Below are 25,827 nucleotides of genomic sequence, written 5' to 3' on the forward strand. Positions count from 1 at the left end.
CCTCACCCAGCTCCCGCGACGACCTGCTGGGCGTCGATCGGCTTGTCGATGAACTTGTACGTGACCATGAGGTCGATGACCGTCTGCACCGCCCTCACCTCGACCTTCGGCGCGAAGGTGGGCAGGCCCATCTCGGCGACGGTCGCCTCCGGGATCTCGGTGAACGCCGGGATGGTCCGACGCACTTCGTCGGCGTGCTTATTGGCGTGCTTGCTCGACCGGCTCATCGCCGCGGCGAAGCGCTCGACGGCATCAGGGTGTTTCGTCGCGTACTGCTTGGTGACGACGTAGCCAGAGATCAGGGCACCCCGCCCCAACGCCTCCAAGGGATCGCCGACGGAACGGCCGCCCTCCTTGAGGGCCTTGCTGTAGAAGGGGTCAGAGGCGATGATCGCGTCGACTCTGCCGGCGCGCAGGGCGCTGGCCTGCTCGGGATAGGGCACCTCGACGAACTTCACCTTCGCGGAATCGCCGCCCGCTTCGTCGACGGCTACCAGCGCACTGAGGTGGTCGACGCCCTGGAGCGCGTTGACGGCGACCGTCCGCCCGGCGAGGTCCTCGGGAGCGCGCACCGGGCTGTCCTCGGACACCACGACACCGCCGTACATCTTCCGCGACGGATCGGTGGGCACACTGTCGCCACCGGCCGCGAACTGGATCGGCACGCCTTTCGCCATGGCCTGGACCGCGACCACCGAGGAGATGTAGCCGGAATCCAACTCGCCGTTCAGCAGCGAGGCCACCACCGCGGCACCGGTCTGCGCCGGAGAGGTCTTCAGATCGACACCGGCATCGGTGAAGAAACCTTTCTCCTCACCGAGATAGATCGCTGCGGCGGGGGTGGCCGGGACGACCCCCACCTTCACCTTTACCGGATCGTCCGGCGAGGCGGACTCTGCGCTACGCGACGTTCCACAGGCCGCCAGGAGGCTGACGGCCACCAGGAGGCCAACACACCTGGCGGCGCGTCGCGGTCTTGCCGGAACTCGGAATCTCTGAGCCATCGTGTTCTCCCTGGAGAGCCAGGCCGACGGGGGATCGAGGAGGGATGATCGGACTGCGGCACCGGCCAATGTCGGGCAGGCACCAAAGCAGGCAAATAATTTCGACCTTATTAATTTCTGTCGCAATGATGCTTGTTGCAAGAGCAGCGCCTGTCAAGACTCTCGAAGCTCCGGATTTGCCGGGGCTCCACGTCCGATTCCTTGAGCCGGCACGGGTCGGCGGCACCGCGGACCCGCGCATCACGGCGACGTCCCGCCGCGGGTGGCCTCGGAGAGCCGGCGCGGAAGGCAGCACACCACTCCGGATGTGCCTCGTCAGATCGTGTGTACTACCCGCCCGTTCACGACCGTCATCTCCACGGGAATGCGATGGATCTCGTCGGCGTCCACCCCCAGGATGTCCTCGCCGAGCAGAGCGAAGTCCGCGAACTTGCCGACCTCGATCGACCCCTTCACATGTTCCAGGCCGTCTTGATAGGCGCCCTCGACGGTCCAGGCCCGGATCGCCTGCTCCCTGGAGATCCGCTCCCCCGGTCCACTCACCCGGCCGGACCCCCGGGCCCGGCGGAGAACGAGCGTCTCGATCCCCTGGCGCCAGTCGGGCCTGGTGATCGGTGCGTCGGAGCTGTCCGCGACATGGAGCCCGGCGTCGATCAAGGACCGGACGGCCACGTGGTATCCGGCGGTCTCCTCGTCCGGGAAGACGGGGTCCAGGGCGTCGGTGGCCTGCCACTTGATCAGCGAGTTGGTGCTCACGCTCACCCCGTAGGGGGCGAGCTCCCGGGCGGTGCGCGCTGACAGCAGGCTGCCGTGGATGATGTGGTGGCGCGCCCCGGGCCACGGGTCCTCATCCATCACCGCCATGAACGCCCTGGCCACAGCCTCGCAGGCGCGGTCCCCGGTCGCGTGCACTCCGACCCGGAACCGGTTGCGGTGGAGCAGACGGATCATCGCCGACAGTTCGCGGTGCTGCTCCTCGCCGCCGTCTCCGGCGGTCACCAGCGAGCCGCAGCCTCCCCCGGGGAACGGCCGGGACATCCAGGACGTGCGCAGCGGCGGCACCCCGTCGGCGAAGAGCTTGCAGCCCGCCACTCGCAGCCAGTCGTCGCCGAACCCGGAGGGGGTTCCGACATACCGGAGCGCCTCTTCCAGGGTGGCCGCGCGGTTGCGCGGGCCGCCGGTCGATGTCCAGTTCAGCAGCAGGTTGAGCCGCAGGGTGAGCAGACCGGCGTTGTGCATCCCGGTGTAGAGGGCGGTGATGTCAGGGGTCGCCATCGCGTCGGTGACGCTGGTGACACCGAGCCGGTTGAGTTCCGCCATCGCGTCGCTGACGGCCTTGGTCCGCTCGGGGGGAGACAGTTCGGGGACGAGCGGGGAGACCAGCCCCTCGGCTCCCTCCAGCAGCCACCCGGTGGGCTGCCCGGTCGCCGGGTCCCGGACGATCGTGCCGCCGGGTGGGTCCGGGGTCTCGGCGGTGATACCGGCCAGTTCCAGGGCCCTGCTGTTGGCCCAGGCGGAATGCCCGGAGCGGTGGGTCAGCAGGACCGGGTTCTCAGGGCTGACCCGGTCCAGGTCCCGCCGGTCGGGTTCACGCCCGGTGCCGTGGAACTCCCTGATCCAGGAGGTGTTCCAGCCTCGGCCGATCACCCACTGCCCCGGGCCGAGACGCTGAGCCTGCTCCGCCACGAGCCGGGTGAGGTCGTCCAACCCCTCCACCACGGCGTCGCTGACATCGAGTTGGTACGGCGGACGCGTGGTGGCCCACCAGGCGAGGTGCATGTGCGAGTCGTTGATGCCGGGCAGCAGGGTCCGCCCCCGCAGGTCGACGACCTCGGTACGGGCGTCGGCCAGTGCGGCGATCTCCGCCGTGGTACCCACGGCGGAGATCCGGCCGTCGCTGACGGCGACCGCCTGGGCGACCGAGAAGCCGGCGTCCACGGTGAGCACCCGCCCCCCGACCAGTACCAGATCCGGGGCCCGCCGGACTTGGCGAGTGGAGCGTGCAGACATGGGTCCCTCTCCGGCGGCACCGCCGCCTACCGGTTCAGCGGCTGATCGAGCCGTCAGGGCCGACGCGCTCCAGCACGGAACGCAGAGCGTCCGCGATCTCCAGCGCCTCGTCCCGGCTGAGGACGAGCGGCGGCGAGAGGACGAGGGCGTGCTGCCCACCACGGACGATCACTCCGGTCTCCCGGCGGATGACATCGGGCAGCTTGGGGCTGATCAGGGGCAGCAGCGGTTCCCGGCTCCGCCGGTCGGAGACCAACTCGACGCCGAGCATCATGCCGACCTGGCGCACCTCGCCGACGACCGGCAACTCCTCCAGTTCCCGGAGCCGGTCGCCGAGCAGACCACCGGTCTTCACAGCGGCGGAGAGCAGGTCCTCGCGTTCGATCAGGTCGAGGTTGGCCAGCGCCACGGCGCAGGCGACCGGGTGCCCGTTGTAGGTGTAGCCGATCGGGAAACCGTTCTCCTTCCCGAGCACCTCCGCCACCTCACCGCGGACGAGCACCGCGCCCAGCGGTATGTAGCCGGAGGTGATGCCCTTGGCGGTCACGATGATGTCCGGCCGGACCCCGAAGTGGTCGGCGGCGAACCAGCTGCCGATCCGCCCGTAGGCGGTCACCACCTCGTCGAGGACCAGCAGGATCCCGTGGCGCTGCAACACCTCGGCGATCCGCGGCCAGTAGTCCTCCGGCGGGATGATCATGCCGGAGACACCCATGACCGGTTCGCCCACGAAGGCGGCGATGTTCTCCGCACCGATCCGCTCGATGGTCTCCTCCAGCTCGCGGACGCAGAAGTCGGTGCAGTCCTCGCCCCCGTACAGCTCTTCGCGGTAGGGCCACGGTGGGGTGAGATGTTCGACGTCCGGCAGTCCCGGTCCGAAGCCCTCATGGTTCATGGGGAGGCCGGTGACCGTACCTCCGCCGTAGGCGACCCCGTGATATCCGGCGCGGCGGCCGAGGATCCAGGTGCGGCTCGGCTCGCCGCGCCGGTGGTGGTACAGGCGGGCCATCCGGATCGCCGCGTCGTTGCCCTCGGAGCCGCCACTGGTGAAGTAGACGTGGTCGAGCCCCTCCGGGGAGACCCGGGCCAGTCGGTCGGCCAGCTCGATCGCCCGGTCGTTGGAGAACTCCCAGAAGCTGGTGAAGTACTCCAGCTGCCGCATCTGTCGGGCTGCCGCCTCAGCGGGCTCAGGTCGCCCATGGCCGATCTGGGCCAGCCACAGTCCGCCGGTGGCGTCCAGGTAGGAGCGGCCTTCGGCATCCGTCAGACGGCAGCCCCTGCCCTCGACCATGACCACGCGGTCCTCGACGGCGGTGGGCAGGAAGGGATGGATGATGCGGGCACGGTCACGTGCCGCGAGCTCTGCGTGGTCGAATCGGAGGTCGATCGCGGTGTTCACAGCTTTTCCTCTCGGACGGCGCTAGCAGCCGGGTAGCCCACCCGGCTGCCGCAGAGGCACCGTCCGACCTGCGCGGGGCAGGACTGCGCTCTCCTGGGAGGAGGGTTACGGCGCAGGGCCGGTGGAGGCCGGACGCGAGGCAGGGACCCGTGAGACGGCAGGGGCGCGGAAGTCCCCTTCTGACCCACCTCCCGCAGGGAGTGGGTCAGAAGACGCGCCTGAACCTGATGGTCCGTCCGAGCCGGGGCCTCCTGGCGCCGGCGAGGGTGACCGCCCGCGGCGACTCTCCGGTCATGGCAGTCCTACCTCGCGTCCTGGTCACCCTGGTGGACACCGTCCACGACCTTGTCGAGCAGGGAGAAGAGCATCTCCCACTCCTTCTCGGTGAGGACGGTGCCCAGTCGCTCGTACGCGTCGCGCACCGCGGGCAGCGCATCGTCCTTCAGCGCCCTGCCCTTCTCCGTGAGCAGCACGTGCACCAGCCGGCGGTCCGTCTCCGAACGCTGCCGCTGCACCAGCCCGCTACGCTGGAGCCGGTCCACGACCCCCACCACGACGGGCTGGTCGAGCAGGGCGGCCTCGGCGAGGGCGGAGATGCTCTGTCCTTCCTTCTCCCAGAGCACCCGGATCACCCGCCACTGCGGCTGGGTCAGTCCGAACTGACCGAAGATCGCACGGAACTCCGGGGCGACGGCCTGCTGGGTGCGCAGCAGCATCGTCTGCAAGGAGCGCGCGTAACGCGGTACGGGCGTCTCTCCCTCAGGCACGAGCCCCGGATCAGTTTCCATGCTCATTATGTTTGTACTAATGATTGAGGCTGTCAAGGTGCTGCGTGACGCCGGGATCGCACGCGGCCCGACCGGGGCGAACAGTCTCCCCATTCTGCCCGTGAACCGCAGCCGGGGCGTCCGCATCTCGGCAGGACGGGACCACGTTCCCGGGAGCGCGGCCTGGCCGCGCTGTCTCGGCAGCGCCGCCTCTCGCACGACGACGGCCTCTCGGGTGCGCGGTCACGGCGCCTTGGGTGACTCCTTCAGCGCGTGCAGGGCGAGCATGGAGTGCGCGTAGCTGCCTCCGGCCCGCATCTCGGCGGCCACCCAGATCGCCTCCATGATCTGCTGCGGGGTCGCCCCCTTGCTCTCCGCGAGCTTGGTGTGCCCCTGGATGCAGTACGGGCACTGGGTCACGTGCGCCACCGCCACCGCGATCAGCTGCTTGGTCTGCTGGGTGAGCGCGCCGTCGGCGAAGACGGCGTGGCCGAAGTCGTCGAAGGCCTGGTGGATCTCGGGGGCGAGTTCTTTCCGCCAGTTGGCGAGTTGAGGGGTGACGGGGTGGTAGACGTCGTCGCTCACGGCTCTCTCCGGTTCTCGTCGCTTGGCGGTGTCTCGCATCACTGGAGGTCTCGTCGCGCCTGCCGCCGAGCCCGCCGGCGCCGCGCGGGCCTTTTCGTCGCCGGCTGTCAGACGACGATGCGCAGGGGGTTTTCGAGGATCGTCCCGAGGTCGGCCAGGAAGGCGGCGCCGGACGCTCCGTCGAGCACCCGGTGGTCGATGGAGAGGGTCAGCGCCATGGTGGTGCCGGCCTCGAGTCCGCCCTCGCGGACCACCGCCTTCGGCTGGGCCGCGCCGACGGCGAGGATCGCGGCCTGCGGGGGGTTGATGACGGCGGTGAAGTGGTCGATCCCGTACGGCCCGAGGTTGCTGACGGTGAAGGTGCCGCCGCTGAGTTGGTCCAGGCTCAGGTGACCGGAGCGGGCCTTGGCGGCCAGCGTGTGCGCTTCCTCGGCGATCGCGGTGAGGGGTTTGCGGTCGGCGTCGTGGACGACGGGCACGGTCAGCCCGTCGTCGAGCGCCACCGCGATCCCGACGTGCACCCGCCGGTGACGCAGGATGCGGGTCTCGTCCCAGGAGGCGTTCACCTCCGGATGGGCGCGCAGCGCGACGGCGCAGGCCTTGACGATCAGGTCGTTGACGCTGATCCGCGGCCCCTGCTCGCCGAGGCGCTGGTTGATCTCGGCGCGGAAGGCGAGCAGCGGCTCGGCGTCGACGGCCGAGGTCAGGTAGAAGTGCGGGGCCTGCTGGGTGCTCTGGGTCAGTCGCTGCGCGGTGATCCGGCGGACGTTGCTGAGCGGCACCTCCTCGGACTCCGGCTCCTCCCGTGCCCCCGGGGCCGGGGCGGCGGCCTCCGGCCGCGGGGCTTCGCGGGCCGGCTCGGGGGCGGCTTCCGCGGGCCGCGGCGCGGTGGGCGGTTCGATGGGCCCGGGGCGCTCTCCGCGCTGGGCGATGGCCTCGTCGACGTCGGCCCGCACCACGCGTCCACCGGGTCCGCTGCCGGTGAGGTTGGCGATGTCGATGCCGTGCTGGCCGGCGAGGAGTCGGGCGAGCGGGGAGGTCGGCACCCGGCCGGACGGTGTCGGCTCGCCCCGCTCGGGCTGACCGCCGGGGGAGGGCCGGGCGGGCTGTTCGGGGCGTTCCGCCGCGCTGGGAGCCGGGGCTTCCGTGGTCTGCTCCGGTGCCGCTTCGGGGGCGGCCGGTGCGCTCTCCGGTTCCTCGCCGACGATCGCGACGGGGGTGCCGATCGGCACCGACTCACCCTCCTGCACCAGGATGCGGGTGAGCGGGCCATCGTCGTAGGCCTCCAGCTCCATCATCGCCTTGTCGGTCTCGATCTCGGCGATGACGTCGCCTCGCTGGATCTGGTCGCCTTCCTGTTTGAGCCAGCGGCTGAGCGTGCCCTCCTCCATCGTGTCGGACAGCCGGGGCATCTGGATCTCGGTCATGACGCTTCCTCACCGGGTCCGGACGGATGGGAGTGGGGCGTGAAGCGGGTGGCCTCCAGGACCTCCCGGACCACTCGGAGCAGCGCGTCGGCATCCGGCAGGGCGGCCAGCTCCAGCGGTTTGGCGTACGGGAGGGGCACCTCGGCGGCGGCGACCCGGCGGACCGGCGCGTCCAGGTAGTCGAAGGCGCCCTCCTGGATGGTGGCCGCGATCTCGGCGCCGACGCCGTAGCTGAGCCAGTCGTCCTCCAGGACGATCGCACGACTGGTCTTGCGCACCGAGGCGCACACCGTCCGGCGGTCGAGCGGGCGGAGGCTGCGCAGATCGATCACCTCGGCCTGGACGCCCTCCTCCTCCAGTCTGCGGGCGACGTCCAGGGCGACGGCGGCGGCCCGGGAGTAGGCGACGATGGTGAGGTCGGTGCCCTCCTTGGTGACGGCGGCGGTGCCGATGGGCACGGTGTGTTCGCCGTCGGGCACCTCCCCCTTCGTGTTGTAGAGCGACAGGTTCTCCAGGAAGATCACCGGGTCGTCGTCGCGCACCGCGCTGACCAGCAGGCCCTTGGCGTCGGCGGGGGTGGAGGGGGCGACCACCTTCAGGCCGGGCACGTGCGCGTAGAAGACCTCGAAGTTCTGCGAGTGGGTGGCGGCGAGTTGCTGGCCGCCGCCGCCCGGGGTGCGGATCACCATGGGCACGGAGGTCTGGCCGCCGAACATGCCGCGCATCTTGGCGGCGCAGTTGATGATCTGGTCGATGGCGAGCAGGCTGAAGTTGATCGTCATGATCTCCACGACGGGCCGCAGGCCGAGCATGGCCGCTCCGACCGCGGCGCCGACGAAGCCCTCCTCGCAGATGGGCGTGTCCCGCACCCGGCGCGGCCCGAACTCGTCCAGCAGGCCGGCCGTGATCTTGTACGAGCCCTCGAAGACGCCGATCTCCTCGCCGATGAGGAGGACGTCCTCGTCCCGGAGCATCTCCTCGCGCAGCGTGTCGTGCAGCGCCTGCCGGTAGCTGAGGTTCTCGGCCACGGTCAGCTCCCTCCCCGTTCGCCGGTGTTGCGGCCGCCGCCGCTTGCCCCGGTCGCGCCGCGGTCACCGGCGAGCTGCCGTTCGGTCAGCACCGGGTCGCCGGGCAGCCCGGTGTGGATGTTGGCGACCTCGGTGGCGTACATGTGGTCGAAGAGGGTCTCGGTGGACGGTGGCGGGCTGTTGTCGGCGAAGTCGACGGCCTCGGTCACCACCCGGTCGGCCTGGTCGTCGATCCGCTGGGCCGTCTCCTCGCTGAGCACCCCGGCGTCGATGAGCCTGGCCCGGTAGGCGGGCAGCGGGTCCTTCTCCCGCAGCTGCCGGGTCTCCTCGGCGGAGCGGTAGCGGGCGGGGTCGACGACCGAGTGCCCGCGCAGCCGGTAGCTGATGGTCTCCAGCAGCACGGGCCGGTGCTGGGTGCGGGCCAGCTCCAGCGCCGAGCTGGCCGCCTCGCGGACGGTGAGCACATCGTCCCCGTCGACGCGCTCCCCGGGGATGCGGTAGGAGCAGCCGCGGCGGAACAGCTCCGGCTCACCGGAGGCCGCTTCGACCGTGGTGCCCATGCCGAGCTGGTTGTTGACGATGACGTAGAGGATGGGCAGGCCCCATACGGCGGCGAGGTTCAGCGTTTCGTGGAACGCCCCGATGTTGGTGGTGCCGTCGCCCAGCAGGCACATCACCGCCTCGCTGTCCGGCCCCGCCTCGCCGCGGTAGGAGATCGCCAGGGCCGCGCCGGTGGCGGGTGGCATCTGGCCGCCCACGACGCCGTAGCCGCCGAGCAGCCGCAGGCTGTCGTCGAACAGGTGCATGGAGCCGCCCAGTCCGCCGGACATGCCCGTCCGGCGGCCGAACAGTTCCGCCATCACCCGGCCGGGTTCGGTCCCGCGGGCGAGCGCGTAGCCGTGTTCCCGGTAGGTGGTGAACAGGTAGTCGGTGGAGCGCAGCGCGGCCATCAGCCCGACCACGGTCGCCTCTTCGCCGAGGTTGAGGTGGCAGTAGCCGCCGATCTTCGCCCGGGTGTACATCTCGGCGGAGCGCAGTTCGAAGGCCCGGATCAGCGCCATCTGCCGGTAGTAGTCGCGCAGCGCCTCGGGGTCCTCCGCGGCGAGGTCGGGGGGCTGCGTCTCGTGGTGGCCGGGCGTGCTCGGGGCCATCGTCGGATACCTCCTGCGTGACGGCGGGGATGTCAGCTGCCCGGTGGGGGTTCCTGACGGGCGAACCGGTCGGCTCCGGCATGGCACTTGGGGCAGTGCGCGGGGGGCTGTTGACCGCGGGTCACCTCGCCGCAGACGCCGCAGGCCCACTCGGTGGTGAGCAGCGCCATGACGTCGGAGCGGCTGACGATGCCGACCAGGGCCCGGCCGGAGAGCACCGGGACGCGGCGGATGCGCCGGTCGACGAGCAGGTGGCGCACCTCGTCGACGTCGGTGTCCTCGGTGACGCTGATGACCGCGGAGGTCATGATGGCCGCGGCGGTGCTGCCCGAGCGGGACAGCAGGTCGTACTCGCTGACCACCCCGACGACGGCGCCGGTGTCGTCGATCACCGGGACGGCGCTGATCCGCCGGCCGTGCAGCACGGCGGCGACGTCCGGTGGGGAGGCGTCCTCCGCCACGGTGACGACGGGGGCGGTCATGATCTCCTTGACCTTCATCGCGGCTCGGCCTCCTCGCTGCTCGCCCGGCGCGGCCCCGGTTCAGCCGGCACGGTGCGCCCCCAGCACGGAGACCGCCTCGCGGACCATCTGCTGGGTGAAGCCCCATTCGTTGTCGTACCAGCTCATGATCTTGAGCAGGGTGCCGTCGACCACCCGGGTCATGGCGGCGTCCACGATCGAGGCCCGGGGGTCGCCGGCGATGTCGGTGGAGACGATGGGCACCTCGGAGACGCCGAGGATGCCGCGGTAGCGGTCGCTCGCCGCCTCCTCGCGGAAGATGTCGTTGACCTCCTCGGCGGTGGTGGAGCGGGAGGTGACCAGCACGACGTCCGCGATCGATCCGACCGGGATCGGCACCCGGATGGCGACGCCGTCGAACCGCCCGGCCAGCTGAGGCAGCGCCTTGGTGGTGGCGAGCGCGGCCCCCGTACTGGCCGGGAGCATGTTGACCGCCCCGGCCCGGCCTCGCCGGAAGTCCTTGCTCGGACCGTCGATGAGGTGCTGGCTGGAGGTGTAGGCGTGGACGGTGGACATGATGGCCCGCTCCACCCCGATGCGTCGTTCCACCACCTCCACCACCGGGGTGATGCAGTTGGTGGTGCAGCTCGCGCAGGAGACGATCCGCTGCTCCTCGGGGCTCTGGTTCACGCCGTGCACCACGGTGGCCACCTTCTCCGTCTTCGCCGGCGCGGAGAGGATGACGAAGCGGGCGCCGGCGCTGAGGTGGCGCTTCAGATCGTCCTCGCGGGTGAAGATCCCGGTGCACTCCAGGACGAGGTCGACGCCGAGGTCGCCCCACGGCAGCTCGGCCGGGTCCTTCCTGCTGTAGACGGGGATGTTCCGCCCGTCGACGACGAGCGCGTCGCCGACCGCGGCGACCGGTTTGGAGTAGCGGCCGTAGACGCTGTCGTAGGCCATGAGGTAGGCGAGGTTGTCCACCGGGACGAGATCGTTGACCGCGGCGACCTCGACACCGTCGGTGTCCAGCAGGATCTTCAGCGCCGCTCGGCCGATGCGCCCGAGCCCGTTGATGGCGACCTTCCCCATGACACATGTCCCTTCTGGGTATCTTTGCCTCTTATCTCCTATCACTGAACGTCGCCGCGGGCAGCCGCGGGCGGAGCCGCCCGGACCCCGACGACCGGGCCGGCGGCCGGACCCGCCGCAGCGGGCCGCGCGTCGCGGAATGAGCCGTTCGTGTTCCGGCCGAGGCAGACGGTGCCTCCCGCAGCGGGTCTGCGTCCGGGGCGCCGGAGCAGGGGTGAGACTTCGGGCAGACACCCGCGGAGCCGCTGGCGGCCGCCGTCGGGGACAGGGCGGAACCGGAGGCGGAAGGCCGAGCGGAAGAGGTGCGCGAGGTGGGCGGAGTGAGCACGGACCGCTCCGATGCCGCGGTCGAGCGGCTGATGCGCTCGGCACAGTTCTTCTTCCCCGGCGAGCAGTCCGCCGACCGCCGGGTGCTGCACCGGAAAGGCGGCCGGCAGGCGGAGGAGTTCTACCGGGAGCGCTGGCGCCACGACCGCGAGGTCCGCTCCACACACGGCGTCAACTGCACCGGCTCCTGCTCGTGGAAGGTGTACGTCAAGGACGGCCTGATCACCTGGGAGACCCAGGCCACCGACTACCCCTCGGTGGGGCCCGACTCCCCCGAGTACGAGCCCCGGGGCTGCCCGCGCGGCGCCTCCTTCTCCTGGTACACCTACTCGCCCACCCGGATCCGCTACCCGTACGTGCGCCGCCCGCTCCTCGAACTGTGGCGGGAGGCGAAGGAGCGCACCGACGACCCGGTGGCGGCCTGGGAGTGGCTCACGGCCGACCCGGAGCGGTCCGCCCGGTACAAGCGGGTGCGCGGCAAGGGCGGTTTCGTGCGGTGCGGCTGGCCCGAGGTGGCCGAGCTCGTCGCCGCGGCCCACGTGCACACCGTGAAACGCCACGGCCCCGACCGGATCGTCGGCTTCTCCCCGATCCCGGCGATGTCGATGACCTCGTACGCGATCGGCACCCGCTTCCTGTCGATGATCGGCGGGACCATCTCATCGTTCTACGACTGGTACGCCGACCTGCCGATGGCCTCCCCCCAGGTCTTCGGCGACCAGACCGACGTGCCGGAGTCCGGCGACTGGTGGAACGCCGGCTACCTGATCGTCTGGGGCACCAACCTGCCGATCACCCGCACCCCGGACGCGCACTTCATGACCGAGGCCCGCTACCGGGGGCAGAAGGTCGTCGTGGTCTCCCCCGACTTCAGCGACCACACGAAGTTCGCCGACGACTGGCTGGCCGCCGCACCCGGCACCGACGGGGCGCTGGCGATGGCGATGGGCCACGTGATCCTCACCGAGTTCTACCGCGACCGGCAGGTGCCCTACTTCACCGAGTACGCCAAGACCTACACCGACCTCCCCTTCCTCGTCCGGCTGACCGAGCGGGAGGGCGCCCACGTACCGGAGAAGTTCCTCACCGCCGCCGACCTCGCCCCGGGTGCGGCCGGTGCGCAGAGCACCGACGGGCAGGAGGCCGCCGACTTCAAGACCGTGCTGCTGGACGCCCGCACCGGCCGCCCGGTCGTCCCCGGCGGCTCGATCGGCTTCCGCTGGACGCCCTCCGGCCAGGGCCACTGGAACCTCCGGCTCGGCGACGTCGACCCGCTGCTCTCCCTGCACGCCCGACCGGAGGCGACCGCGGTGCCGGTCGACCTGCCCCGGTTCGACACCGGCCCCGGCCGTCCCGGAGCGGAACGCTCCGGCGCCACCGAGTCCGGCGGGGTGCTGCGCCGCGGGGTACCGGCCACCCGGATCGACGGCCAGCTGGTCACCACCGTGCTCGACCTCGTCCTCGCCCAGTACGGGGTGGCCCGCGACGGCCTGCCGGGCGACTGGCCCACCGGCTACGACGACCCCGACCAGCCCTACACCCCCGCCTGGCAGGAGCCCATCACCTCGGTGCGGGCCGGAGTCGTCGCCCGAGTGGCCCGCGAGTTCGCCCGCAACGCCGAGCGGACCCGAGGCCGCTCGATGATCGCCATGGGGGCCGGCACCAACCACTGGTTCCACTCGGACCAGATCTACCGCACCTTCCTCTCCCTGCTGATGCTCACCGGCAGCCAGGGGGTGAACGGCGGCGGCTGGGCGCACTACGTCGGCCAGGAGAAGGTCCGGCCGCTGACCGGATGGTTCCACCTCGCCTTCGGCCTGGACTGGCAGCGCCCCACCCGCCATATGGTCGGCACCCCGCTGTGGTGGCTGGCCACCGACCAGTGGCGGTACGAGGCGTTCGGCGCCGACACCCTGGCCAGCCCGCTCGGCCCCGGCCGGACAGCCGGACGCACCCTGCCGGACTGCAACGCGCTGGCCGCCCGGCTGGGCTGGATGCCCTCCCACCCCGCCTTCGACCGCAACCCGCTGGACCTGTGCGACGAGGCGGAACGAGCCGGCAAGGACGTCCCCGAGCACATCGTCGAGGAGCTCAAGGCGGGCCGCCTCCGGTTCGCCGCCGAGGACCCGGACGACCCGGCCAACTTCCCCCGGGTGCTCACCATCTGGCGGGCCAACCTCTTCGCCTCCTCGATGAAGGGCCACGAGTACCTGCTGCGCCACCTGCTCGGCACCGACGACGCGGTCACCGCCACCGAGACCCCACCCGGGCTGCGCCCCACCGAGGTCGTCTGGCGCGACCAGGCGCCCGTCGGCAAGCTCGACCTGTCGGTCGCCGTCGACTTCCGGATGACCAGCACCTGCCTCTTCTCCGACGTGGTGCTGCCCGCGGCCACCTGGTACGAGAAGTACGACCTCTCCTCCACCGACATGCACCCCTTCGTGCACGCCTTCACCCCGGCGATCGCGCCCCCCTGGGAGACCCGCACCGACTTCGACGTCTTCCACACCGTCGCCGCCGAGTTCTCCCGACTGGCCGCCACCCACCTCGGGGTGCGCCGGGACGTGATCGCCGCACCGCTGGCCCACGACACCCCCGACGAACTCGCCCAGCCGCACGGCAGGGTGCGGGACTGGAAGGCCGGCGAGTGCGAGCCCGTGCCCGGGAAGACCATGCCGAAGCTGGTCGTCATCGAGCGGGACTACGCCGCGGTCGCCGAGAAACTGGGCGCCGTCGGACCGCTGCTGGACACCCTCGGCACCAGCACCAAGGGCGTCACCTGGCTGCCCGGCGCGGAGCTGGACCGGCTGCGCCGGAGCAACGGAGCGGTCCGCGGCGGGGTGGCCGACGGCCGTCCGTCCATCGCCCGCGACGACCAGTTCTGCCAGGCGATCCTGGCGCTCTCCGGCACCACCAACGGCAGGCTGGCCGTGGAGTCGTTCAGGTCGCTGGAGAGACAGACCGGCGTACCGCTGGCCCCACTCGCCGAGGAGCGCTCCGGCGACCGGATCACCTTCGAGGACACCCAGACCCAGCCGCGGGCGGTCATCACCTCCGCGGAGTGGTCAGGCACCGAGTCCGGCGACCGCCGCTACTCGCCGTTCACCGTCAACGTCGAGCACCACAAGCCCTGGCACACCCTCACCGGCCGCCAGCACTTCTACCTCGACCACGACTGGATGGCCGAGTTCGGCGAACAACTGCCCACCTACCGCCCGCCGCTGAACATGACCGCCCACTTCGGCGACCCGACCCGGGCCGCCGACGGCCGGCCCCAGCTCGTCGTCCGCTACCTCACCCCGCACTCCAAGTGGTCCATCCACTCCGAGTACCAAGAGAACCTGCACATGATGACGCTCTTCCGCGGCGGCCCGGTGATCTGGATGAGCCCGCTGGACGCGGAGCGGATCGGCGCGGCCGACAACGACTGGATCGAGGCCTACAACCGCAACGGCGTGGTGGCCTGCCGGGCGGTGGTCACCCACCGGATGCCGGAAGGCACCGTCTTCATGTACCACACCCTCGACCGCCACCTGAACGTGCCGCGCACCGAGACCTCCGGCCTGCACGGCGGCGGCGACAACTCCCTCACCCGGCTGATGATCAAGCCGACCCATTTCATCGGCGGCTACGCGCAGTTCTCCTACGGCTTCAACTACATCGGCCCGACCGGGAACCAGCGCGACGAGATCACCGTCATCCGACGGCGCGCCCAGGAGGTGGAGTTCTGATGGCGCGCGGCAAGCCGGCCGTCGGCAGGGTCATGGCGCAGGTCGCGATGGTGATGAACCTCGACAAGTGCATCGGCTGCCACACCTGCTCGGTGACCTGCAAACAGACCTGGACCAACCGCCCCGGCGCCGAGTACATGTGGTTCAACAACGTCGAGACCAAACCGGGCACCGGCTACCCCCACCGCTACGAGGACCAGGAGAGGTGGAAGGGCGGCTGGAAACTCAACCGGCGCGGCAAGCTCACCCTGCGGGCCGGCGGCCGGATCCGCAAACTCGCCACCATCTTCTACAACCCCGAGCTGCCGGCGCTGGACGACTTCTACGAGCCGTGGACCTACGACTACGAGAAGCTCACCACCGCCCCGCTCTCCGACTCCTTCCCCAGCGCCCGCGCCAAGTCGCAGCTCACCGGCCTGAACCTGACCCCCAGCACCGGCCCCAACTGGGACGACGACCTGGCCGGATCCGCCGAGCACGCCGCCGAGGACCCGAACCTGGAGAACCTCTCCGAACGGGTGCGGATGGAGTTCGAGGAGGCGTTCATGTTCTACCTCCCGCGGATCTGCGAGCACTGCCTCAACCCGTCCTGCGTCGCCTCCTGCCCCTCGGGCGCGATGTACAAGCGGGAGGAGGACGGCATCGTCCTGGTCGACCAGGACCGCTGCCGCGGCTGGCGGTTCTGCGTCTCCGGCTGCCCCTACAAGAAGGTCTACTTCAACCACCGCACCGGCAAGGCCGAGAAGTGCACCTTCTGCTACCCGCGGATCGAGGCCGGGCAGCCCACCATCTGCTCCGAGACCTGCGTCGGCCGGCTCCGCCACCTCGGCGTGATGCTCTACGACTCCGACGCCGTCCTCGCCGCGGCCTCCGTCGCCGACGACCGGGACCTCTACGAGGCGCAGCTGTCCGTCTTCCTCGACCCGCACGACCCCGAGGTGCTCGCCGCGGCCGAACGCGACGGGATCGCCCACGACTGGATCCAGGCCGCCCAGCGCTCACCGGTGTACGCGCTGATCAAAGACCACCGGGTGGCGCTGCCGCTCCACCCGGAGTACCGCACCATGCCGATGGTCTGGTACGTGCCCCCGCTCTCCCCGGTCACCGACGCCGTCCAGGCCGCCGGCTACGGAGACGGGGACCCCGACCGCGTCTTCGCCGCCATCGAGTCGTTGCGGATCCCGATGGAGTACCTCGCCAACCTCTTCACCGCCGGGGACACCGCCGTGGTGGAGAACGTGCTCCGCAAACTGACCGCGATGCGCACCCACATGCGCGGCCGGCAACTCGGCGACCCGGTCGACGAACACCTGCTGGAGACGGTCGGCGCCGACGCGGAACAGCTGGAGGACCTCTACCGGCTGCTGGCCATCGCCAAGTACGAGGACCGCTACGTCATCCCGAAAGTGCACGCCGAGGGCTCCGGGGCGTTGATGGCCCAACACTGCTCGCTGGACCGCCCGGGCGGGGCCGCCGACCAGGCCGCCCACCTGGTGGACGCGCTCGGCGCACCGCCGCCGAAACTGCCAGGGCTGTCCGCCTCCTCCCGGCCGACCACGACCGAGGGCGGCAGCCACTTCCGCGACAGCGACGGCCAGGTCCGCTTCAACCTCCTCGGCTGGGACGGCTCCGGGCCCGCCCCCGGCCTCTTCGGCGGGGAGCCGGGGCGGTGAGCCGGCTGCTCGGGCGGATCCCCGCCGACGCCCCGCTACTGCACCGGATCTGCTCGGTACTCCTGCGCTACCCGGACGAGCGGACCCCGGCCCTGCTCGGCGACGTGACCGCCGCACTGCCGGCCGTCCGGCGCGGCGCCGACCGCCAGCGGCTCGCCACCGCCACCGAACGGCTCAGCGACCTGTCGCCCGGTGCGGCGGCCCAAGCGTACGTCGCCACCTTCGACCACACCCGGCGCCGCTCACTGCACCTGACCTACTACCGGCACGGTGACACCCGGGCCCGCGGCATGGCGCTGCTGGCGCTCAAGCACGCCTACCGGCAGGCCGGCCACCCACCGCCGGAGCGGGAACTGCCGGACTACCTGCCGCTCATGCTGGAGTTCGCCTCCGTGGCCCCCGCACCCGGCCGACGAGTACTCATGCAGTGCCGCTCCGGCCTGGAACTGCTGCGGCGGGCGCTGCACGAGACCGGCAAGGAGACCGCCGTCCCCTACGCCGCCGTACTGGACACCGTCTGCGCCGGTCTGCCCGAACTCGGGCCGCGCCAACGGGAGAAGTTGCGCAGACTGGCCGCCGAAGGGCCGCCGGAGGAACAGGTGGGGCTCGAACCGTTCGCGCCGCCCTTCAGCTCCGCGCTCACCGAGCCCTTCGCCCCGCCCGACTTCCTCTCCTCACCCGCGCATCTGACTGGGGAAAGCCGATGAGCTCCTGGGACCTGTGGTGGTGGGTCATCCTGCCCTACCTCGCCCTCCTGACCTTCGTCGTCGGCCACGTCTGGCGCTGGCGGTACGACCAGTTCGGCTGGACCAGCCGCTCCACCCAGCTGCAGGAGGGACCGCTGCTCAAGTGGGGCGGACCGCTGTTCCACTACGGCACCTTCGCCGCCATCGCCGGGCACGTCCTGGGCATCCTCATCCCCGAGTCGTTCACCCGCTGGATGGGAGTGCCGGAGAACGCCTACCGGTGGTTCTCCTCCGTGGCCGGCACCATCGCCGCCCTCGGTGTGATCGCCGGAGTGGTGATCCTCGCCTTCCGCCGCACCGCCGTACCCAGGGTGCGCGCCACCACCAGCCCCGTCGACTGGCTCGCCCTGCTCCTGCTGCTGGTCGTCATCGTGCTGGGCATCATCCCGACCATCGGCATCAACCTGCTCGGCGCCGGCTACGACTACCGGATGAGCGTCGCGCTGTGGTTCCGGGGGCTGTTCTCCGGCAGCCCGGACGTCGCGGCCATCGCACACGCGCCGCTGATCTACCAGATCCACGCCACCGCCGCCTGGGCCATCCTCGCCGTCTGGCCCTTCACCCGGCTGGTGCACGCCTGGAGCTATCCGCTGTGGTACCTGTGGCGGCCCTACATCATCTACCGCAGCCGGGTCGCGGCCCGGCCCACCGAACCCGGCACCAGCGGGCGCCGCTGGCGCCGCATCGGGGTGCGGTACTGAGCGGAGGCTGGCCGCCTCGTGTGGGGTGATCGGGGGATTGGGAGGGTGTCAGTTGTACGTGCTGGCTCGTCCCTGGTGGCTGTCCGGGGCCGGATATCGCGGCCCTGTCTTGCGGCCTGGAACAGCCGGAACCGGGTACGCGGACACGCGGCCTCGGCCATACTGGGCCGCGATCACGGTCGAGAACTCCCGGTCGGGAGAGGAGGCAGGCGCTGCCTTCAGCAACATCCGCTTCACCCGGGTTCCTCGCTCCACCGCCATCGTCACCGATGGCCGACGCGAGCCGTGAGCACGGCGGCCGAGCCGCCAGCCAGAGGACTTGGCGTCACTCACGACGAAGCGAGACGGCGAGCATCACTGCCCGCTGGACGCGCCGTACGGCTGCGGCCCCCAACTCAACCTCGTAGGCTTCGAGAGGCGGGTTCCGCTGCCAGAGCTGCGGCTCAGTCCGCTTCGGCTCAGCGGAAGGGGGCAGTTGGGAATGGACGATGCTGGAACAGACGGAACGCTGGGAAGACGGGGCGATTTGAGGCAACTGCACCTTATGTCGAATTCTGCAGAAGTAAGTAAAACCCGTCAGCCCGCCGCCTAAACCCGCAGGTCGCGCCCTGTGCTCCCCGCGTATGCGGGGGTGGTCCCCGTGGTCACCAGCCCGGCCGGAGTGACCTCCAGTGCTCCCCGCGTATGCGGGGGTGGTCCCGAGGACGGGAAGACCCGCGATCACCTGGACGTGTGCTCCCCGCGTATGCGGGGGTGGTCCCGTCAAGGTCGTCACGGCCGCGGACGCCGTAGAGTGCTCCCCGCGTATGCGGGGGTGGTCCCAACCCGTCCGACGCGCGGGAGTTCATCAGCTCGTGCTCCCCGCGTATGCGGGGGTGGTCCCCGTGCGGAACGGGATGGTGACCGAGGAGTCCTGTGCTCCCCGCGTATGCGGGGGTGGTCCCGGGACTCGAACCCGCAACACTGCCCGCGCTCTGTGCTCCCCGCGTATGCGGGGGTGGTCCCGGGCGGAGGTTTCCGTTTTCCCGATCCGCCCCGTGCTCCCCGCGTATGCGGGGGTGGTCCCGGCTCCGGTGGTTGGATTTGTGCGGGGGCGCAGTGCTCCCCGCGTATGCGGGGGTGGTCCCGCCGCATCTACAAGGGCAAGCTCCGCAAGGATGTGCTCCCCGCGTATGCGGGGGTGGTCCCTGGTCCATGATGTCGCCCAGGTACTTCGCCGAGTGCTCCCCGCGTATGCGGGGGTGGTCCCGCGACCGGGCACGCGGGTTCTTGGCACAGCACGTGCTCCCCGCGTATGCGGGGGTGGTCCCACGAGGTTCATGTGCTGGATCACCGGGCACCGGTGCTCCCCGCGTATGCGGGGGTGGTCCCCGCGCCCCCTGCCCACCTGGGTGGGGGGCCGGGTGCTCCCCGCGTATGCGGGGGTGGTCCCTCACCCCGCGAGCCCGCGCCCTCGCCGAAGCAGTGCTACCCGCGTATGCGGGGGTGGTCCCCACTGGCGGGCCGTCGACCCCCTGCGGGCCGGGTGCTCCCCGCGTATGCGGGGGTGGCCCGGGAGGAGGGCCACATGCGGTCCAGGTGCACGGTGCTCCCCGCGTATGCGGGGGTGGTCCCAGGAAGCGCACCCTGTACGAGGTCGTCACCAAGTGCTCCCCGGCGTATGCGGGGTGGTTCCCGTGTAAGTCGGCCCCAGAAGCGGGCCAGCGCTCCCCGCTCATGGGGAGTAGTCACCGTCGCGGGCCGACACCTCCTCGTCCCGCCCAACACCATCAGCGTCCCGCGCGCCGCTTCGACGGAATGCCCGGTTTGCCGGTCTATCGTCGACAACGGTTGGCCCCTGGCCCCACCGGCCCCGGGAGGAGACCGCTCCGCCCGGTCGTGATGAGAGGAAGACCGACATGGCGCAACGGCCCCCGCTCCCGCCCTTCGACGAGGAGGCCGCGCTGGAGAAGGTGCAGTCCGCCGAGGACGTGTGGAACACCCGCGACCCGGAACGGGTCGCCCGCGCCTACTCGGAGGACTCGGTCTGGCGGAACCGCGACCAGTTCCTCACCGGACGGAACGACATCGTGGCCTTCCTCAAGCAGAAGTGGGCCCGGGAGCTCGACTACTCGCTCCGCAAGGAGCTGTGGGGATTCCGGGACAACCGGATCGCCGTCCGCTTCCAGTACGAGTGCCGGGACGCCTTCGGTCAGTGGTGGCGCAGCTACGGCAACGAGTTGTGGGACTTCGCCGCCGACGGGCTGCTCTATCGACGCGAGGCGAGTATCAACGATCTCCGCATCAACGAGTCCGACCGGCGCATCTTCGGTTCTCGCCCCGAGAGTGAGCGGGGCGTCGCACTGCTGATCCACTGAGGTCGGGCCGCTCTCCGCTCAGCCCCGGTGCGCGACACGACAACGCCCGCCAGCGAGTGCGGGAGCGGGAGCCGGTCCGGGCACCGAGCCCGGTCGCTCGCTGAAGAAGGTTCCGCAAGGTGCCCTTGCAGACACCAGACCGGCGGGCTTCCCCCTTGGTGACTGGTCACCGTCGGTGTGGGGGGCGGGAAGGCCGCCGGTCCGGTGCGTTTCGGGAACGACCTTGCCGGTCAGTCAGGGGTTCCGACTCAGGGGATGGCCGGCACCGAGGGCCCCTCCGTGGCGAGGAGGTCTCTGGCGAACCCCTCCCACTGGGCGTAGCGGTCCGGGTACGCTGAGCGCTGGACGGCCTGGCACACGTCGCCCGGGGCCATCGTCTCCCAGCCGGCGATCTGGATCAGACCCGGATTGCTGCCGAAGGGCGCGACTCCGTAGAAGGACTTGGACGAGGTGGGCACGTCCGTGATCTGCTCAGGCGTGCCCCAGCCCATGCTGGGCCGCTGCTGGAAGATGCCCAGCGAGTCGTGGTCGACCGGGGTCGTGTAGTTGACGAACTTCGACTCCTGCATCGCCGTCATCAGGGCGATGACCTGGCCCTGTTCCGGGATGCCGGCGCCCTTGCCGACGCCGATCACGGTGCGGGCGTTCTCCAACTCCTCCGGCCCGAGGTCGGCGGCGGTGCGGAAGGTCTGGCGCAGTTCCGCGTCAGTCGCCTTGTGGAGGGCCTTGGCCGTGGACTGGTCGACGGTGCCGGTCTGGGGGAGACCGTTTTCCGCTTGGAACCACTTCAGGCCGTGTCCCGAGGACGCTTCCGCGGCGGTGCCGGTCTTCGAGTGGGGGGTGTCGGCTGAGGCGGTGCTCGGGGCGAGCATCAGCGCGCCGGCGGCCAGGACGGTGGCAGCTATGACTGTGGGGGGTTTCTTCGCTGACATACATCGCACCGTCTTCGGTGCGGGAGAGGCCGGTCAAGAGATAGGCGAAGCCTGACAGGTTACTGACAGGTTCTGCGAGACCCGGTGTGAGCGATCCGCCGTGACGGCTGGTCAGGCGATTTCGGACAAGAATGCCCCGAGTGAGGTCTAGTCAGCTTTCCTGGCAGAGATCGCTCGGTAAAGGGCAACCCCGCCCCACGACGCGGAACGTTCCGGCCCGGTGTGGCCGGCCGCCGTCACACCCGCTTCTCAGGAGCGGCGGCCGGGGAGATCCCGGAGGTTCTCAGGGCCGCCGCTGGGAGGCGGAGTGAAGCCTGCTCCGCAGCTCCCTCCAGAGTTTCCTGCGCAACCGCTGCCTCAGCTGTTTCGGGTCGACCGGTCGTTTCTGGCGGGGCGCCTGTTTCGACGGAGGGGACTCCTCGGTCTTCTCGCCGACCGGCTGGGCGCTTCCGCGAGTTGTCTGGCGACGCTCCCCTTCCGCCGGCTTCTCATCGTCCGATCGATCGGGCCGGCCCTGATCGTCTCCGGTGAGGGCGGTCGCCAGCGTGTAGTCGACCCGCACATCGCGGTAGTCGGTGAACTCTTCGACCGGGTCGGGGAGGTTTCTGCGCTCGCTGTGCGAGGTGGACTCCCGTCCGGGGCTACCGCTGAAGCTCACGTCGGTCTCGGGGGGTTCGTCGAAGCGGAGCCGCTCCGCCTCCACTCGGGAGCCGAAGGCGATGTCGGCCGTCTCCGGGTCCGGCCCGCCTTCGGGCGGCAGAGTTCATGGCGGATGTTCCCGTTGGCGGCTGGCGCGACGCCGTCCGGCGGCTTCCCGCCTCCGGCCGCCCCCGCCGGCTGATGCCGCCTTGTTGACCGGCTCCCCGTCGCCTTGCCGACGGTCCACCTGCTCGGCCCACTGGTCGACATCGTCGGGGTGGCGGACGTCGTCGGTCAGGCGGGACGACCGCTCTTCGCGCTCGGGAGGCTCGGCCGCTCGCGCCCTGCCTCCACCGCCGTCTCGATCGCTCTCGCCATCGCTGCCGTCGTCATCCCCACGGCTCTCACCCTCACGGCTGTCACCCCCACCGCGGTCACCCCCGCCTCCACCGCTGTCACCGGCGCCAGTGGCCGACTCGACGCTTCCGACGGCTTGCTGAGCCGTCTCACCGGCCGCCCCGGCGGCACCACCGGCCGCCTGCCCTGCCTTCTGGACGGCACCGGTCACCTCCTTGGCAGCACCCCCGGCGGCCTCTCCGGCCCCGGTGCCGGTCTGCTCGACGGCCTTACCCGCGCCTTTTCCCGTCTGCTCGGCGGCCTGCCCGGCCCCGGCACCCGTCTGCTCGACGGCCTTACCCGCGCCCTCCCCCGCCTGTTCCACGGCCTGCCCGGCCCCGGCACCCGTCTGCTCCACTGCCTGGCCGGCGCCCCCACCGACCTGCTCGACGGCACCTCCGGCCCCCTGGCCCACGCTCTGCACGGCCTCCCCGGCACCCCCACCGACCTGTTCGACGGCGTGGCCCGCCCCACCCCCCACCTCGCGCACCGCACCACCGGCGCCTCGGCCGACCTCGCCGACCGCCTGCTGCGCTCCGGCGCCGACCTCCTGGGCCGCCGCTCCGACCCCCCGTGTCACCTGTTCGAGGATCTGCGGGTTGCGGTCGATGGTCTTCAGCACCCGTTCGATGATGGCGGCCACGTTGTTGAGGCGGACCTTGAGCACCGCCTGGGCCTCCACGCCCTTGATGTCGAGCTTGACCCGGCCGAGAGCCACGTCGGCACCGACGTTCAGCTTGAGCAGATCGAGTACTTCGGCCTGGAGGGAGACCCTGGCTCGCAGGTCGTCGACCTCGAGGTCGATCTCGTCGACCTTGACTTCCGGTACGTCGAGGTAGACGTCCGGCTCCTCGTTCGACTGCTCGATCGGGAGTGAGCCGGCTTCGTACTCCTCGTCTCCGACCTGGCCGTTCTTCCCGGCCTCGCCGTTGTCGCTCATGGACCCGCCCTTCGGCACGGTTGTCCGTCTGTCCGACCAGCCCCCCGCTCTTCATACTGCACCCGCAATCCACGATAAACAGACATATCGACCAGCACGACCGGGGGCCGACGCCCCGGGACGCCCGGCGGGCACCGAAGGCGGTGGCCGGGAGGGACAGGCGGCCCCTGCGGTGGCGGTCACCGCAGGGGCGAGGGGGCGAGCACCGGTCGGGCCGGGCAGACGACCGCCGCGCTCAGAGGTCGAAGATCTCGCCGCCGGGAGGCGGTGGCCCCATCGCGGAGGTGTCGGACTCGTCGCGGAGCGCGGCGCGCACCCTGCGGCGCAGTTCGGGGCTGTCCGTCTCCCCGTGGACCGACACCTCGTGCTCCGCGGTCGCCCGGACCACTTCCTCCTCCTCACCCGAGATGGTGAGCGAGCAGTGGGTTTCACTCGGGAACTGACGGCAGTCGGCGATTTTCCTGGTCATGAAGACCTCCCGGAGAACAGTGACTCCTTCCAGGCTAAGACCGACAGACCGCACTGAAAACCGCAGAAGCCGCACATCGCCATAAGGTCGGCGGCCGGTCGGACCTCGAACGGTCTGCGCCCGTCTGATCGCGCGCAGGTCAGCCACCGTCCCGACCTGGAGCCGGTGACCGGCCGAAGCCCTCGGAACGAACCAGTCCGGTTTGTGCATGGCCATACGGGGCACGGCACCTCGATACTCGGCGGATGACTCTTCCGAACCAGAACACCGGATCGAACGGCGGTGGTGGCGCCGCTCCGGCCGGCATCGCCGGGTCACCGCGGTCCTCCGTCCTGGCGGCCGAGGGCATGGCGGCCTCCAGCCACCCCGCCGTGACGCTCGCCGGCGTGCGGACGCTCGCCGACGGCGGCAACGCCGTCGACGCCGCGCTCGCCATGGCGGCGGTCTCCTGGTCGGCCCTCCCCGGCCAGTGCGGAGTGGGAGGGGACGCGTTCGCCATCGTCCACGAGCCGGACGGCCGGGTGTGGACGGTGAACGGCAGCGGTTTCGGCCCCGACGGCGGCTCCCCGTCCTTCTACACCGAACAGGGTCTCGCCTCGGTGCCGATCCACGGACCACTCTCGGTGGCCGTCCCCGGCTGCCTCGCGGCCCTGCACCGGTTGCACACCGAGAGCGGCTCCCGCCCGCTCCCGGAACTCTGGGCGCCGGGGGTTCGGGCGGCCCAGCTCGGCATCCCCTGCACCCCCAAGACCTGCGGCGACATCGCCGGCACCCAGGACGCGCTGGCAGTCGACCCGACCGCCGCCCACCGGCTGCTGCCCGGCGGCCGCCCCCCGCACCTGGGCCAGCGGCTGGGCAATCCGGAGCTGGCCGCCACCATCGCGGAGCTCGCCGCCGACCCGGCCTCCTTCTACACCGGCTCGTTCGCGGAACGAGCGGTCGCCGCACTCCGCGAACAGGGCGCGCCGTTCAGCGGTGACGAGTGGCAGCTGGCCGGCGACTGCCCTCCGCTGCCCGCCGTGGAAGGTCGCTACCGGGGGCGAACGGTCTATCAGACGCCACTTCCCACCCCCGGCTGGATGATGCTCCAGCAGGCCGCGATCTGCGACGGCCGGCTCGGGCGGCTGCCCTGGCTCGGAACGGCGGCCGTGCACCTGCTGGCCTCCGCGGCACGCATCGCCTTCGCGGACCGGCTGGAGCGGTGCGGGAGCGACTCTGATGCCTGGCGTGAGTGCCTCTCCCCGGCCGCGATAGCCGAGGCCGGGGAGCGGATCTCCACCGGGGCGGTGCCCACCGGCTTCGCCGGGGCGGCGGACGGCGACACCACCTCGATGGTGGCCGTGGACGGCGAGGGCCGCGCCGTCGGGCTGATCCACTCGCTCGCGTTCACCTTCGGTGCCCGGGTGTCCCTCCCCGGCACCGGGGTGATCCTCAACAACCGCCTGGGGCGGGGGTCGTACCTCATCCCCGGCCACCCGAACGAGGTACAGCCACGCCGCCGACCGCTACACACCCTGAACGCCTGGCTGGTCACCGACGGATCCGGCCGTCTGGAGCACATCGGGAACACTCCGGGAGGTGACGGTCAGGTGCAGTGGAACACCCAGTTGCTGTCCCATCTGGTGGACCACGGCCTGGCACCGCAGGCCGCGGTGGAGGCGCCGCGCTTCACCGTCCACCCGGGCAGCGACGCCGATGTCCTGGGGCAGCCGGAGGAGCTGCGCTGCGAGTCCCGGCTCGGGGAGGAGGTCCTCGACGGCCTGCGGGCCTTGGGGCACCGGGTGCGGCGGACCGGCCCCTGGGAGGGCGGCGGCAGCGCGGTGGTCGTCTCGGCGGACCAGGAGCGCGGCTGCCTGCTCGGCGGCGCGGATCCTCGGCTGGACGGAGTCGCGCTCGGCCTCTGATGTACGGAGCGGAGACGACGTACCGGGCGAGATCCACCCCTTCCCGCCCGGTACGTGTTACGCTCGGAGTAGTTGCAGTTGTGGTACCCAT

Annotated in this window: 20 protein-coding genes and 1 CRISPR repeat array; of the genes, 6 read left to right on the forward strand and 14 right to left on the reverse strand. The window is 71.0% G+C overall.

Features of this window, described 5'->3' with window-relative positions; all coding sequences use genetic code 11:
* Positions 1–2: 2 nt before the first annotated feature.
* The 10 genes from BGP73_RS08665 to gap all read right to left on the reverse strand — a co-directional run bounded on the left by BGP73_RS08665 (position 3) and on the right by gap (position 10,921).
* Positions 3–866 carry an ABC transporter substrate-binding protein gene (locus BGP73_RS08665; RefSeq protein ID WP_069813397.1) on the reverse strand — a complete coding sequence of 288 codons (864 nt, stop codon included), beginning with the start codon at positions 864–866 and terminating at the stop codon, positions 3–5.
* A gap of 453 nt (positions 867–1,319) precedes the next feature.
* Positions 1,320–3,014 carry an amidohydrolase gene (locus tag BGP73_RS08670; RefSeq protein ID WP_069813399.1) on the reverse strand — a complete coding sequence of 565 codons (1,695 nt, stop codon included), beginning with the start codon at positions 3,012–3,014 and terminating at the stop codon, positions 1,320–1,322.
* A 34-nt stretch (positions 3,015–3,048) separates the two neighbouring features.
* Positions 3,049–4,413 carry an aminotransferase family protein gene (locus BGP73_RS08675; RefSeq protein ID WP_069813401.1) on the reverse strand — a complete coding sequence of 455 codons (1,365 nt, stop codon included), beginning with the start codon at positions 4,411–4,413 and terminating at the stop codon, positions 3,049–3,051.
* 302 nt (positions 4,414–4,715) lie between these two features.
* Positions 4,716–5,201, reverse strand: coding sequence for a MarR family winged helix-turn-helix transcriptional regulator (locus tag BGP73_RS08680; RefSeq protein WP_170837797.1), 486 nt, complete (start codon positions 5,199–5,201; stop codon positions 4,716–4,718).
* Positions 5,202–5,423: 222 nt separating this feature from the next.
* Positions 5,424–5,765, reverse strand: coding sequence for a carboxymuconolactone decarboxylase family protein (locus BGP73_RS08685; protein ID WP_069813406.1), 342 nt, complete (start codon positions 5,763–5,765; stop codon positions 5,424–5,426).
* Positions 5,766–5,872: 107 nt separating this feature from the next.
* Positions 5,873–7,192 carry a dihydrolipoamide acetyltransferase family protein gene (locus BGP73_RS08690; protein WP_069813408.1) on the reverse strand — a complete coding sequence of 440 codons (1,320 nt, stop codon included), beginning with the start codon at positions 7,190–7,192 and terminating at the stop codon, positions 5,873–5,875.
* The gene (locus BGP73_RS08695) at positions 7,189–8,220 is read right to left on the reverse strand and encodes an alpha-ketoacid dehydrogenase subunit beta (protein ID WP_280138141.1); all 1,032 of its coding nucleotides are present in this window, start codon (positions 8,218–8,220) and stop codon (positions 7,189–7,191) included. The genes BGP73_RS08690 and BGP73_RS08695 overlap by 4 nt, the downstream gene beginning before the upstream one ends.
* Before the next feature lie 2 nt (positions 8,221–8,222).
* A complete protein-coding gene (gene pdhA / locus BGP73_RS08700) occupies positions 8,223–9,371 on the reverse strand; it encodes a pyruvate dehydrogenase (acetyl-transferring) E1 component subunit alpha (protein ID WP_079127359.1) in 1,149 nt (382 codons plus the stop codon).
* Positions 9,372–9,403: 32 nt separating this feature from the next.
* Positions 9,404–9,871: a CBS domain-containing protein gene (locus tag BGP73_RS08705; protein WP_069813410.1), complete on the reverse strand. Its 468-nt coding sequence runs from the start codon at positions 9,869–9,871 to the stop codon at positions 9,404–9,406.
* A gap of 42 nt (positions 9,872–9,913) precedes the next feature.
* Entirely contained in the window at positions 9,914–10,921 is a 1,008-nt protein-coding gene (gene gap, locus BGP73_RS08710) for a type I glyceraldehyde-3-phosphate dehydrogenase (protein WP_069813412.1), read from the reverse strand.
* Between the two features lie 359 nt (positions 10,922–11,280).
* Between gap and BGP73_RS08715 the strand changes: the two genes are divergently transcribed.
* From BGP73_RS08715 to BGP73_RS08735, 5 genes are all read left to right on the forward strand, one after another.
* Entirely contained in the window at positions 11,281–14,979 is a 3,699-nt protein-coding gene (locus BGP73_RS08715; protein ID WP_069813976.1) for a nitrate reductase subunit alpha, read from the forward strand.
* Positions 14,979–16,652: a nitrate reductase subunit beta gene (narH, locus tag BGP73_RS08720; RefSeq protein ID WP_069813414.1), complete on the forward strand. Its 1,674-nt coding sequence runs from the start codon at positions 14,979–14,981 to the stop codon at positions 16,650–16,652. Before BGP73_RS08715 ends, narH begins: the two co-directional genes overlap by 1 nt.
* Positions 16,649–17,359: a nitrate reductase molybdenum cofactor assembly chaperone gene (gene narJ / locus BGP73_RS08725; RefSeq protein WP_069813417.1), complete on the forward strand. Its 711-nt coding sequence runs from the start codon at positions 16,649–16,651 to the stop codon at positions 17,357–17,359. Before narH ends, narJ begins: the two co-directional genes overlap by 4 nt.
* Entirely contained in the window at positions 17,356–18,099 is a 744-nt protein-coding gene (gene narI, locus BGP73_RS08730) for a respiratory nitrate reductase subunit gamma (protein WP_069813419.1), read from the forward strand. Before narJ ends, narI begins: the two co-directional genes overlap by 4 nt.
* A gap of 610 nt (positions 18,100–18,709) precedes the next feature.
* A CRISPR array of direct repeats spans positions 18,710–19,713; the repeat unit is 29 nt; unit sequence GTGCTCCCCGCGTATGCGGGGGTGGTCCC.
* 284 nt (positions 19,714–19,997) lie between these two features.
* A complete protein-coding gene (locus tag BGP73_RS08735) occupies positions 19,998–20,456 on the forward strand; it encodes a nuclear transport factor 2 family protein (RefSeq protein ID WP_069813421.1) in 459 nt (152 codons plus the stop codon).
* Between the two features lie 248 nt (positions 20,457–20,704).
* Here BGP73_RS08735 and BGP73_RS08740 read toward each other — a convergent pair whose 3' ends face one another.
* The 4 genes from BGP73_RS08740 to BGP73_RS08755 all read right to left on the reverse strand — a co-directional run bounded on the left by BGP73_RS08740 (position 20,705) and on the right by BGP73_RS08755 (position 23,832).
* On the reverse strand, positions 20,705–21,388 hold the full coding sequence (locus tag BGP73_RS08740) for a peptidoglycan-binding domain-containing protein (RefSeq protein WP_069813423.1): 684 nt from the start codon (positions 21,386–21,388) through the stop codon (positions 20,705–20,707).
* 283 nt (positions 21,389–21,671) lie between these two features.
* Positions 21,672–22,091, reverse strand: coding sequence for a hypothetical protein (locus BGP73_RS23060; protein ID WP_069813425.1), 420 nt, complete (start codon positions 22,089–22,091; stop codon positions 21,672–21,674).
* Positions 22,092–22,151: 60 nt separating this feature from the next.
* Positions 22,152–23,363 (reverse strand): hypothetical protein, encoded by a 1,212-nt coding sequence (locus tag BGP73_RS23900; RefSeq protein ID WP_069813427.1) that lies wholly within the window; start codon positions 23,361–23,363, stop codon positions 22,152–22,154.
* A gap of 235 nt (positions 23,364–23,598) precedes the next feature.
* A complete protein-coding gene (locus BGP73_RS08755) occupies positions 23,599–23,832 on the reverse strand; it encodes a DUF1059 domain-containing protein (RefSeq protein WP_069813430.1) in 234 nt (77 codons plus the stop codon).
* Positions 23,833–24,077: 245 nt separating this feature from the next.
* On the opposite strand from BGP73_RS08755, the gene BGP73_RS08760 reads away from it, so the two are divergent.
* Positions 24,078–25,736, forward strand: a complete 1,659-nt coding sequence (locus BGP73_RS08760; protein WP_212732793.1) for a gamma-glutamyltransferase family protein — start codon at positions 24,078–24,080, stop codon at positions 25,734–25,736.
* Positions 25,737–25,827 lie beyond the last annotated feature (91 nt).

Origin of the sequence: Streptomyces sp. TP-A0874 (assembly GCF_001748085.1) — a bacterium.
Lineage (GTDB): Bacteria > Actinomycetota > Actinomycetes > Streptomycetales > Streptomycetaceae > Streptomyces.

Bases quoted from the DNA above. Each gene is read 5' to 3' on its own strand.
- narH (WP_069813414.1), top strand. From the start codon at position 14,979: ATGGCGCGCGGCAAGCCGGCCGTCGGCAGGGTCATGGCGCAGGTCGCG.
- BGP73_RS08680 (WP_170837797.1), bottom strand. From the start codon at position 5,201: ATGGAAACTGATCCGGGGCTCGTGCCTGAGGGAGAGACGCCCGTACCG.
- gap (WP_069813412.1), bottom strand. From the start codon at position 10,921: ATGGGGAAGGTCGCCATCAACGGGCTCGGGCGCATCGGCCGAGCGGCG.
- pdhA (WP_079127359.1), bottom strand. From the start codon at position 9,371: ATGGCCCCGAGCACGCCCGGCCACCACGAGACGCAGCCCCCCGACCTC.
- BGP73_RS08715 (WP_069813976.1), top strand. From the start codon at position 11,281: ATGCGCTCGGCACAGTTCTTCTTCCCCGGCGAGCAGTCCGCCGACCGC.
- BGP73_RS08690 (WP_069813408.1), bottom strand. From the start codon at position 7,192: ATGACCGAGATCCAGATGCCCCGGCTGTCCGACACGATGGAGGAGGGC.
- BGP73_RS08670 (WP_069813399.1), bottom strand. From the start codon at position 3,014: ATGTCTGCACGCTCCACTCGCCAAGTCCGGCGGGCCCCGGATCTGGTA.
- narI (WP_069813419.1), top strand. From the start codon at position 17,356: ATGAGCTCCTGGGACCTGTGGTGGTGGGTCATCCTGCCCTACCTCGCC.
- BGP73_RS08735 (WP_069813421.1), top strand. From the start codon at position 19,998: ATGGCGCAACGGCCCCCGCTCCCGCCCTTCGACGAGGAGGCCGCGCTG.
- BGP73_RS08760 (WP_212732793.1), top strand. From the start codon at position 24,078: ATGACTCTTCCGAACCAGAACACCGGATCGAACGGCGGTGGTGGCGCC.
- BGP73_RS08755 (WP_069813430.1), bottom strand. From the start codon at position 23,832: ATGACCAGGAAAATCGCCGACTGCCGTCAGTTCCCGAGTGAAACCCAC.
- BGP73_RS08705 (WP_069813410.1), bottom strand. From the start codon at position 9,871: ATGAAGGTCAAGGAGATCATGACCGCCCCCGTCGTCACCGTGGCGGAG.
- BGP73_RS08740 (WP_069813423.1), bottom strand. From the start codon at position 21,388: ATGTCAGCGAAGAAACCCCCCACAGTCATAGCTGCCACCGTCCTGGCC.
- BGP73_RS23900 (WP_069813427.1), bottom strand. From the start codon at position 23,363: ATGAGCGACAACGGCGAGGCCGGGAAGAACGGCCAGGTCGGAGACGAG.